This window comes from Deltaproteobacteria bacterium, assembly GCA_011773515.1.
Taxonomy (GTDB): Bacteria; Desulfobacterota; Deferrimicrobia; order J040; family J040; genus WVXK01.
In genome coordinates this window covers 41,348-51,420 of the sequence record WVXK01000048.1, presented here as the reverse complement: position 1 = coordinate 51,420, position 10,073 = coordinate 41,348, and the positions used below count along the sequence as shown (strand labels likewise).

Annotated in this window: 12 protein-coding genes; all 12 read left to right on the top strand. The window is 51.6% G+C overall.

Annotated features, from left to right (window positions below; genetic code table 11):
• A partial coding sequence (vorB, locus tag GTN70_04645) for a 3-methyl-2-oxobutanoate dehydrogenase subunit VorB (protein NIO16271.1) occupies nucleotides 1-1,086 on the top strand: 1,086 nt, incomplete at its 5' end.
• On the top strand, nucleotides 1,070-1,822 hold the full coding sequence (locus tag GTN70_04640; GenBank protein NIO16270.1) for a 2-oxoglutarate oxidoreductase: 753 nt from the start codon (nucleotides 1,070-1,072) through the stop codon (nucleotides 1,820-1,822). The genes vorB and GTN70_04640, both read left to right, overlap by 17 nt.
• A 12-nt stretch (nucleotides 1,823-1,834) precedes the next feature.
• Nucleotides 1,835-2,395, top strand: a complete 561-nt coding sequence (locus GTN70_04635; protein NIO16269.1) for a 2-oxoacid:ferredoxin oxidoreductase subunit gamma — start codon at nucleotides 1,835-1,837, stop codon at nucleotides 2,393-2,395.
• Complete coding sequence (locus tag GTN70_04630; protein NIO16268.1) at nucleotides 2,364-3,032, top strand: cupin domain-containing protein; 669 nt, start codon at nucleotides 2,364-2,366, stop codon at nucleotides 3,030-3,032. Before GTN70_04635 ends, GTN70_04630 begins: the two co-directional genes overlap by 32 nt.
• Nucleotides 3,033-3,239: 207 nt before the next feature.
• Complete coding sequence (locus GTN70_04625) at nucleotides 3,240-3,710, top strand: hypothetical protein (protein NIO16267.1); 471 nt, start codon at nucleotides 3,240-3,242, stop codon at nucleotides 3,708-3,710.
• 67 nt (nucleotides 3,711-3,777) lie between these two features.
• Nucleotides 3,778-4,266, top strand: a complete 489-nt coding sequence (locus GTN70_04620; GenBank protein NIO16266.1) for a hypothetical protein — start codon at nucleotides 3,778-3,780, stop codon at nucleotides 4,264-4,266.
• 37 nt (nucleotides 4,267-4,303) lie between these two features.
• Complete coding sequence (locus GTN70_04615; GenBank protein ID NIO16265.1) at nucleotides 4,304-5,248, top strand: mechanosensitive ion channel; 945 nt, start codon at nucleotides 4,304-4,306, stop codon at nucleotides 5,246-5,248.
• 207 nt (nucleotides 5,249-5,455) lie between these two features.
• Nucleotides 5,456-5,881, top strand: coding sequence for a MerR family transcriptional regulator (locus GTN70_04610; GenBank protein NIO16264.1), 426 nt, complete (start codon nucleotides 5,456-5,458; stop codon nucleotides 5,879-5,881).
• The gene (locus GTN70_04605) at nucleotides 5,878-7,056 is read left to right on the top strand and encodes an acetyl-CoA C-acyltransferase (protein ID NIO16263.1); all 1,179 of its coding nucleotides are present in this window, start codon (nucleotides 5,878-5,880) and stop codon (nucleotides 7,054-7,056) included. The genes GTN70_04610 and GTN70_04605 overlap by 4 nt, the downstream gene beginning before the upstream one ends.
• 16 nt (nucleotides 7,057-7,072) lie before the next feature.
• Nucleotides 7,073-7,918: a 3-hydroxybutyryl-CoA dehydrogenase gene (locus tag GTN70_04600; GenBank protein NIO16262.1), complete on the top strand. Its 846-nt coding sequence runs from the start codon at nucleotides 7,073-7,075 to the stop codon at nucleotides 7,916-7,918.
• Nucleotides 7,919-7,928: 10 nt separating this feature from the next.
• A complete protein-coding gene (locus tag GTN70_04595; GenBank protein ID NIO16261.1) occupies nucleotides 7,929-8,711 on the top strand; it encodes a hypothetical protein in 783 nt (260 codons plus the stop codon).
• A gap of 184 nt (nucleotides 8,712-8,895) precedes the next feature.
• Nucleotides 8,896-10,038 (top strand): acyl-CoA dehydrogenase, encoded by a 1,143-nt coding sequence (locus GTN70_04590; protein ID NIO16260.1) that lies wholly within the window; start codon nucleotides 8,896-8,898, stop codon nucleotides 10,036-10,038.
• Nucleotides 10,039-10,073 lie beyond the last annotated feature (35 nt).

The window sequence follows — 10,073 nt, the reverse complement described above, 5'->3', positions numbered from 1 at the left end:
GTTCTGTTCCTCAAAGGGAACGAGGCTATTTGCAAGGGCGCGATAAGTGCCGGGTGCAGATTTTATTACGGCTACCCCATCACACCCCAGAACGACATCCCCGAATACCTGGCGGAACACCTTCCCGGCTTGGGAGGGGTATTTTTGCAGGCCGAGAGCGAGGTGGCGACGATCAACTTCATTATCGGGACGGGAGCGACAGGGAAACGGGTTATGACCTCATCTTCAGGCCCGGGTATCTCTTTGATGCAGGAGGGGATCTCCTATCTGTGTGGCATGGAGATTCCGGCGGTTATCGTAAATATTTCGCGGTCGGGTCCGGGACTCGGCGGTATCAACCCATCACAGGGAGATTACTTTCAGGCAACCAGGGGAGGAGGGCATGGAGATTACAGGACGCCGGTCTATGCCCCCCACTCCGTTCAGGAGATGTATGATCTCACGATGAGGGCCTTTGATGTATCCGACAAGTACCGGAACCCGGCCATGATTCTCGGGGACGCAATTATCGGGCAGATGAAGGAGCCCTTTTTCGAAAAACCCTATGAGCCTCTCTTTTCGTTCGACCGCTCATGGATCATTGACGGGTGCGCCGGCAGGTCAACGCGGCAGGTTTCGTCTCTTTTTCTGAAGGAAAACGCAATCGAGGTCCACAATTGGAAGCTGTCGGGTAAATACCGGCAAATGGCAGAAGAAGAAGTGCTTTTTGAGGAGTATCACCTCGATGACGCGCAGATTGCCCTCGTTGCTTTTGGCACCGCAGCACGGGTTGCAAAGACGTCGGTTCAATGGGCGAGAGAAAAGGGTATTAAAGTGGGCCTGTTCAGGCCGATAACTCTCTTTCCCTTTCCCGAAAAACAGGTAAAGGATGCAATCTCCAGGCTGGAGAGGGTCATCGTCCTGGAGATGAATACCGGGCAGATGATCGACGACGTCAGGAGGTCCTCTTCCGACCACGAAAAAATAGAGTTTTACGGCAGGCCCTGCCAGCTGCTTACGCCGGAAGAGATTTTTTCCGTCATCGGGAAAGCAAACAGGGGGGAAAAGGTGGATAATGGAGACATCTTCTATGAAAAAAGTTTTTGAGCGCCCGGGGTCACTGCGGGATGTTCGCACCCATTTTTGCCCCGGTTGCCATCACGGCATCATTCACAGGATCCTCTGCGAAACCATCGACACGTTAAATCTGCGGGAGAGAACTATCGGGGTGGCATCCGTTGGGTGTTCGGTATTCCTCTACAACTATATCGATGTCGACGTGATTGACGCCCCTCACGGGCGGGCAAGCGCTGTCGCTACCGGTGTAAAGCGGTCTATCCCCGAAAGGTTCGTCTTTACCTACCAGGGAGATGGCGACCTGGCGGCAATAGGGACCTCGGAAGTCATCCATGCTGCCAACAGAGGTGAGAACATAACCGTAATATTCGTGAACAATACGACATACGGCATGACGGGCGGCCAGATGGCGCCCACTACCATGCTCGGCCAGAAAACCACCACGACTCCCTACGGAAGGGATTTTAAAAACGACGGTTACCCGATAAAAATGGCGGAAATCATAGCGACCCTCGAGGGAACGGCTTTCTCGGCAAGGGTGGCCGTATCGTCACCGGCTCATATAAAAAAGGCGAAACAGGCTCTTCTCAGGGCGTTTAAGATCCAGGAAAAGGAGATGGGATTTTCCATGGTGGAGATCCTTTCGGCCTGCCCGACAAACTGGAGGCTCAAACCGTCGGAGGCAAACGCGAGGGTTGCCAGCGAGATGATGTCGTATTTTCCCCTCGGTGAGTTCAAGCACAGAGAGCATGGCGACTTTATTTGAGGGTGAGGACCCGTGTACCAGGATGTTGTGATTTCGGGATTCGGCGGCCAGGGAATACTCATGATTGGAAATCTCCTCTCCATCGCGGGGATAAGCGAGGGAAGGAACGTAACCTATTTCCCCGCATACGGCGTGGAGATGAGAGGAGGTACGGCAAATTGTACCGTTATCATCTCCGATAGGGAAATAGGGTCTCCCGTTATCGGCAACCCGATGGCCCTCATTGCCATGAACGGCCCTTCACTGGTGAAATACCTCGGGGATGTGAAAGAGGGTGGGACGGTGATCGTAAATTCATCGCTCTGTGATACGCACCAAATTGACCGGGAAGATATCGAGCTGGTCTGCCTGCCGGCAAATGACATCGCTGAGAGGGTGGGAAGCCAGCAACTGGCAAGCATGGTATCCCTGGGGGCCTTTGTCCACAAATCGGAGGCGGTTCTCATCGAGTCGCTGATCGATTGCCTGCCGAAAGTGATATCCAGAAGGTACGAAAAGCTCATACCCCTGAACAGGGAAGCCATAAAGGAGGGAGAGAAAGTTGCCAGAGAGAGACAGGGACGAATCGGTTGACAAGATCATGGAAAAGATTGCCCGGGAGAGAGGGGCAATCGAAAAAGAGCCCGTCAGCGATGAGATAAAGGTGGGAGAGGTTATCAGGAAAAGGCGTGAGGAAGCGGGGCTGACAGTACAGGACCTTGCCGAAAAAACGGGGTTCAGTTCGGCCATCCTCACCCAGATTGAAAACAGAATGATTTCCCCCCCGCTTGGCGTAATCGTTGAGATTGCCAATGCGCTCAATCTGGGCGTGAGTGCATTTCTATCCGAGGGGGAGGAACACGATTTTTCTATCGTGCGGGAAAAAAACAGAAAAATAGTTTCGCGGGTTGCAATGAAAGACGGTGCCGCGGAAGATTACACGTATGAATCACTCGGTGCGGGAAAGAAGGGCAGAAACATGGAGCCCTTTGTCGTCCGGTTGAAACCACTCGGGGGCAGAAAACCGAAGCTGAGCGTTCACCATGGAGAGGAGTTCATCTACGTTTTGTCGGGCAAAGTCAAGGTGATTCTCCATCACTATACCGACATTCTCGAGGAGGGTGATTCGATTTATTACAACTCAAGCCTTCCCCACCACGTGCACAGCGCAGGACATAAGGAGGCGGTGATTCTTGCGGTGATCAACCAGGGAACAGGGTCGCAAGGGTAAAGCAAGGAGAAGGTTATTTGTAAAAGGAAGAAGGAAGAACACCGCTTCTTCGAAAAGCCTGAAAAGACGGTAGCCGAGGCACCACTCATTTTCGATCCCCTTTTTTCCACATGGGGCATATATCCAGCCTATGAAAAATTTTTGACCGGCCGGGGTGAGGCTTCGATCAGTGTTCGCCTCGAGATCATCGGCCCGGAGTCCAGGGGTATGATACACGTGGCTGACAGGGTGGACAGGGCAATCGATGCCATCCTCCTGGTGGAGAAGCTGGCCCGAGCGCTCACCAGGAGCACCGGAAGGGAGTATGACGGGGTGAGGCTGAAGCGTGAATTAGACTTTTTCAGAGAGTCGCTGAAGTTGAGCAGGCAGTTGATAGAATCCTTTTCTTGCGGAAAGAAGGGTATAGAATCCTGGCTCCCCTCCCTCTGGTCCATCCCTTCCGAGGCAAGGATTATGGCTCTTTACAGGGGTGATTATTCGCTTCTGTTATCTGTTCCCTCGCGGTTTCCGCCGGAGTCGACTTTTTTTCAGGAGATAATTCATACCGACGATGCCTTCGAAGGCCTGGCAACCGCAGGTTTGCCTTTCGACGTTCCCCCCACGTGCAGGCTCGGTGAGGCTCTCTATCGGTATCGATACGAGTTGATCGATCAGGAAGAAAGGAGCAGAGGGCAATAAAATCCCATGAGGCAACGTTTTTGAGTTAAAATATCACCCAATACGGAATAAAACAGGGAGGATCGAAATGGCGGAAAGAAAAACCCCTCTGGAAGAGGCCCTGAAATTCGAGGAAGAAGGGAGAGATTTTTTCACGACGGCAGCGGAAAAATCTGGAGATCCATTGACGAAGGAGATATATGAATATCTTGCGATGATGGAGGTGAAGCACATGGAGGACATAAAGCGCATCTCCGCCGAGCTCAAGGAAAAAGGGCAGTTTCCGGAAAAAGCGACCCTTTCATCCACCTCGGACAAGGCGAAAGTGTTCAAGGATGCGCTGAAACAGCTAAAAAAGGAGACCCTTCTTGCCCAGGAAGAGGTGACGGCGCTTCGAAACGCGCTGGCACTGGAGTTCAAGGGAAGGGAGATGTACGAAAAGTTTTCTCATGAAGCAAAAGACCAAAATGAGAAACATTTTTACGACCTGCTTGCCGCTGAGGAGCAGATACACTTTGACATCATTTACGAATACCTTGAGTTTTTCGAAGATAAAGGGTTGCGGATGCAGGAATAGTTACATGCATGAGATTTCTCCGTAGACGGATGAAGGTGTGGCCGAAGCAAAAGCCATCTCCATTTTAGAATTTATTGCCGGTCAGATCGGAATAGATTCGAACATTCTCAGCAGGATAATCGTTTCTCTGGTCATAATACTGACCTACCTCTTTTTGAGAAGAGTTCTCAATGCCCTCATCATAAACAGGAGCGATGATTCCCAGACGCGGTATCTCGCGACGAAGTTGACCAACTACTTCCTTGGCTTTTTGGTTCTGGTAATCATCGGTTCGATCTGGCTGAGGGGGACGGGCCTGCTCGCCTACGTTGGTATTCTCTCTGCCGGTCTTGCAATAGCCCTCCAGGATCTCGTGGTAAACTTTGCCGCCTGGCTTTTCATTCTCTTCAGGCGGCCATTTTCGCTGGGAAACAGGATAGAGATAGGGCAGCACATGGGTGATGTAATAGACATTCGAATGTTCATGTTTTCCCTCATGGAGGTCGGTGTCTGGACGGGGGGAGACCAGAGCACCGGCAGGGTAATACACATTCCAAACGGCTGGATTTTCAAACAATCGATCACGAACTACAACGAGGCATTCAACTACATATGGAACGAGCTGGCACTCACCATCACCTTCGAGAGCAACTGGGAGAAGGCCAAAGAGATTCTCACCTACATTGTGAATGAGCAGTCCGAAGAGACAATGCACAACTTTCACCAGGAACTCAAGAATGCTTCACGGAAATATATGATTTTCTTCAGACATATTTATCCTTCCGTGTGGACTCAAGTGGCCGACTATGGGGTTACTTTCTATCTGAGGTATATCTGTGAGCCAACGAAACGAAGGGAGACGGACAGTCATTTATGGGAAATGGTTTTGAGCGCATTCTCGGAGCACAACGATATCGACTTTGCCTATCCCACGACGCGATTCTACGATAACAGAACAGAGGGCAAGGAGGGCGTCGAAAAGGCGACGCCCCCGAAGATATAGGAAGTTGCTCCAATTTATTTTGTAAAACAGGTATCTTAATTTAGGCATTTCGCCAGGCTCCTTGGAAAAAAACAGGCGCTGAGATTTTTCCGCTGACGTTATCCGGCAGGCGTCAGGAAGCGATCAATGCGCGGCATACCAATAATATCTTGACAAGCGAGTGCATTATAGTAAGATAATCTTGCCAGTTTACGTAAGGTGGGGACATTGGCTGAAAAGACCGGAAAAAAGTACCAGATCGGGGAAGTCTCGAAGATCCTGAATCTATCGATCCGAACCATCCGCTATTATGAGGAGATCGGCCTCTTGAACAGCATCAAGAGGGTCGAGCATGGCAAGAGGGTATACTCGGAAGAGGAAATAAGACGGCTCAAGTTTATCAAGAAACTCAAATTGCTCGGCCTTTCTCTCGCCGAGATGCAGGAGCTCGAGCAGATTTACAGGATTCACAAGACAAATGTCAAGGTGCTGCCGAAACTTATCAAGCTCCTTGAAGAGAATGCAACGAAAGTTGATGAAAGGATAAATCAACTCAGCACCCTGAAAAAAGAGATACTGGAATATAAGAAAAGGATGAAGGAAAAACTCGAAGAAGAGCTGGGCAATACAGAGAGATCAAGGAGGAAGAGATGAGAGATGCGGTCATCACATCTGCGGTAAGAACACCGATAGGGAGCTTCCAGGGAGCATTGAGCGGCATTTCTTCACCCGGGCTCGGTGCGATATGCATAGAAAGCGCGGTAGAGAGGAGTAACGTTGCTAAGGAAGATATCGATCAGGTCATCATGGGAAACGTTTTGCCCGCGGGAACAGGACAGGCTCCTGCAAGGCAGGCGATGATATATGCTGGAATCCCCGTGAGCGCCGGTGCCCTGACGATCAACAAGATGTGCGGTTCGGGCCTGAAAGCCGTTATGCTCGCCGCACAGTCGATTATGACCGGAGAGAGCGACATCGTCGTAGCGGGAGGAATGGAAAACATGTCGAAGGCGCCATACCTTCTCGACAAGGCAAGAGCCGGTTACCGGATGGGGAATGCAACTATCTACGATCACATGATCGTAGATGGCCTCTGGGATGTCTACAACGATATTCACATGGGAAACTGTGCTGAAGTCCTTGCCAAGGAGCACAAAATAAGCAGGGAAGAGCAGGATGAGTTTGCTCGCGAAAGCTATGGGCGCGCCCTCGATGCCATGCATAACGGCAGATTTGAGAACCAGATAGTGCCTGTTTCCGTTCCCCGGAGGAGCAAAGACCCTGTCATGGTATCAGAAGACGAGGAGCCCGGAAGAGGAAAACTCGATACGCTCTCCACACTCAGACCTGCGTTTCAAAAAGAGGGAACGGTTACCGCGGGAAATGCTTCCAAGGTAAACGACGGCGCTTCTGCCCTCGTTGTCATGGGAGGCGACGTGGCAGAGGGAAAAGGGATCGAGCCGATTGCAAGAATCGTCGGTTTTTCCACGGCGAGCCTCGATCCCGTGTGGTTTACCGTTGCGCCAATCGAGGCGTCCAACCGTCTTCTGAAACAGCTCGACCTCACGGCGGACGACATCGACCTGTGGGAGATAAACGAGGCATTTGCGGGAGTGGCTATAGCCGCCATCCAAAGCCTCCGCCTCGACCGTGACAGGGTGAACGTCAACGGCGGTGCCGTGGCGCTCGGTCACCCGATCGGGGCCTCAGGGGCAAGGATTCTCACGACCCTCATCTATGCGATGAAAGAAAGGCAGCTTAAAAGGGGCGTGGCAACGCTTTGCATAGGTGGCGGGGAAGCCGTGGCGGTGTGTATAGAAATGAACTGACGGGGGGACCGGGACCATGAACGTAATAGGCATAATAGGGGCAGGCCAGATGGGAACGGGAATAGCACAGGTGTCACTCACGGCCGGCTGCGAAGTCATCATACAGGATGTATCGGAAGAAATACTCAAAAGAAGTGAGAAAAAAATCCATTCCGGCCTCTCAAAGCTCCTCGAAAAGGGAAAAATCAGTTCCGGCGATCGGGAAAAATACATCTCATCCCTCGAGGTCACTACGAAATTAGACGCTTTTTCCCGTGTCGACTTCGTAATTGAGGCGGCAACTGAGCATGAAGATCTGAAAATGGGTATCTTTGAAAAGCTCGACTCAATCGCGCCGGCAGGGATAATTCTTGCCACCAACACATCCTCGATCTCCATCACGAAGATTGCTGCAGTGACGGGGAGGCCCGACAGGGTAATCGGGATGCACTTTATGAATCCCGTTCCCCTCATGCGCCTCGTGGAAGTCATCCGGGGAGTTTTGACGAGCGATGAGACCTTTGCCGCTGTTTGTGCGCTTGCGGAAAAAATGGGTAAAGTTCCCGTGCCCGCCAATGATTACCCCGGTTTTATCGCAAACAGAATTCTCATGCCCATGATTAATGAGGCCATTTTCGCGCTGTATGAGGGGGTCGGGAAGGCAGATGACATCGACCAGATCATGAAGCTGGGCGCAAATCACCCCATGGGCCCCCTTGCCCTAGCGGATCTCATCGGACTGGATACCTGTCTTTCCATAATGGAAGTGCTTCACCAAGGTCTGGGCGATCCCAAGTACAGGCCATGCCCGCTTCTTAGGAAGCTCGTCGAGGCAGGCCACACCGGGAGAAAATCGGGAAGGGGATTTTTCCAATACGAATGAGGAGGCCGTGATGGCATATAAGGAAATCCTTGTCGGGGAAAGAAACAGGGTCGCTATTATCACCATCAACAGGCCTGAGGCACTCAACGCCCTGAATAGTACGGTTATCTCTGAATTGAAAGGAGCTATCGAGGAACTGTCACAGAGAGACGACATTGCGGTCATCGTCATTACCGGGGCCGGGGAAAAGGCCTTCGTCGCCGGTGCCGACCTGAAACACCTCAGCTCACTGTCGCCAAAAGAAGTGTTCGAATTTGTCGAAAAGGGGCAGGAACTGGCGTTTTCGATAGAGAAGAGCCCGAAAGTGATTATAGCAATGGTGAACGGATTTGCCCTCGGAGGCGGCATGGAACTCGCGATGTCCTGCGACCTCATCATCGCATCCGAGAAGGCTATTTTCGGACAGCCGGAGATAAATCTCGGCATCATTCCGGGTATGGGAGGGACTCAGCGATTGCCCCGCCTCGTGGGGCGCAACAGAACGAAGGAGCTCGTCCTGACGGGGGGGCACATAGATGCCAGGAGAGCATACGACATTGGACTGGCTAATTGTGTCTTTCCCGCCTCCTCACTCATGGAGGAGACGATGAAAATTGCTGAAAAAATTTCCGAAAAAGCCCCCTTTGCGCTCTACGCGGCAAAAAGGGCTATCAATCAAGGATTTGAGGCGAGCCTCAACGATGGATGCTACCTTGAGCTGAATGCATTTGCCCTCTGTTTTGCCACGGAAGACAGCACGGAGGGAGTCAATGCATTTCTCGAGAAGAGAAAGCCGGATTTCAAGGGAAAATGATATGAAAGGATTCGGAGCCCATCGCCGCGTAATGATAAATAATATTTGCGCAACATATCATGCTATTACAGTGAGATAGTTAAATTGTATATTTAGTAATAAGTTATTAAATATATGTTAATTAAGAATAATATATTAATATATAGAGAATTGGCTGGCGAGTAATACACGAGGGGAGAGTGGGATGGATTTCAACCTAACCGAAGAACAACAGATGGTGCAGGATATGTCCCGAAACTTTGCTCAAAAGGAAGTGCTCCCGAAGGCGGCTGAACTCGACGAGACATCGAGGTTTCCTGAAGAGCTCGTGAAAAAGATGGGTGAATTGGGCTTGATGGGCATGTCCGTTCCCGAGGAATATGGCGGTGCAGGCTTCGACTATGTTTCCTACGCTATTGCCATGGAGGAAATATCGAGGGCCTGCGCCAGCACGGCGGTGATCATGTCGGTCAATAATTCCCTTGTCTGCGAGCCACTCCTCTCATATGGAAGCGAGGAGATAAAGACAAAATACCTCACACCTCTTGCGGAGGGCAAAAATCTCGGATGTTTCGCGCTCACGGAACCGGGGGCAGGCTCTGACGCGGGCTCGCAAAAAACCGTTGCCCAACGGAAGGGTGACCACTATGTCGTGAACGGGACGAAGAACTTCATCACCAATGCGCCAAGGGCTGATTACAGCATCCTCTTTACCATGACGGACAAGGAAAAGAGGCACAAGGGGATCACGGCCTTCATCATCGATATGAAGTCCGAAGGCGTCACGGTCGGAAAGTGCGAAAAAAAGCTGGGCATCAAAGCATCAGAGACGGCATCGCTCATCCTGGAGGACCTCGAGGTACCCGTTGAAAACAGGCTCGGCGACGAGGGGATGGGCTTCAGAGTGGCAATGCAAACCCTCGATGCCGGGAGGATAGGCATAGCTGCTCAGGCAGTCGGCATAGCCAGGGCGTGTTTGGAAGACTCCGTTCTCTATGCGAAGGAGCGCAGGCAGTTCGGGCAGGCCATATCGAGCTTCCAGGCGATACAGTGGATGATAGCCGATATGGCAACCGAAATAGAAGCCGCGAGACTCCTGACGTACCAGGCGGCATACCTCAAGGACAGAGGCGAAAGGTACAGCAAGGAATCGTCGATGGCAAAGCTCTTTGCATCCGAGGCTGCCATGAGGGCGGCGGTCAAGTGCATCCAGATACATGGCGGCTACGGTTATATCAGAGAGTATCCCGCCGAGAGGTATTTCAGAGACGCGAAGATCACGGAAATTTACGAGGGCACATCGGAAATTCAGCGCCTCGTTATCGCAAGCGCGATTCTAAAAGATTGAGACGGGGGGAAGGGTGAACTTCGAACTCACAGAAG

Excerpts from the sequence above, each read along its gene's own strand:
- GTN70_04605 (NIO16263.1), top strand. The coding sequence starts at position 5,878 with ATGAGAGATGCGGTCATCACATCTGCGGTAAGAACACCGATAGGGAGC.
- GTN70_04620 (NIO16266.1), top strand. The coding sequence starts at position 3,778 with ATGGCGGAAAGAAAAACCCCTCTGGAAGAGGCCCTGAAATTCGAGGAA.
- GTN70_04595 (NIO16261.1), top strand. The coding sequence starts at position 7,929 with ATGGCATATAAGGAAATCCTTGTCGGGGAAAGAAACAGGGTCGCTATT.
- GTN70_04600 (NIO16262.1), top strand. The coding sequence starts at position 7,073 with ATGAACGTAATAGGCATAATAGGGGCAGGCCAGATGGGAACGGGAATA.
- GTN70_04640 (NIO16270.1), top strand. The coding sequence starts at position 1,070 with ATGAAAAAAGTTTTTGAGCGCCCGGGGTCACTGCGGGATGTTCGCACC.
- GTN70_04625 (NIO16267.1), top strand. The coding sequence starts at position 3,240 with ATGATACACGTGGCTGACAGGGTGGACAGGGCAATCGATGCCATCCTC.
- GTN70_04590 (NIO16260.1), top strand. The coding sequence starts at position 8,896 with ATGGATTTCAACCTAACCGAAGAACAACAGATGGTGCAGGATATGTCC.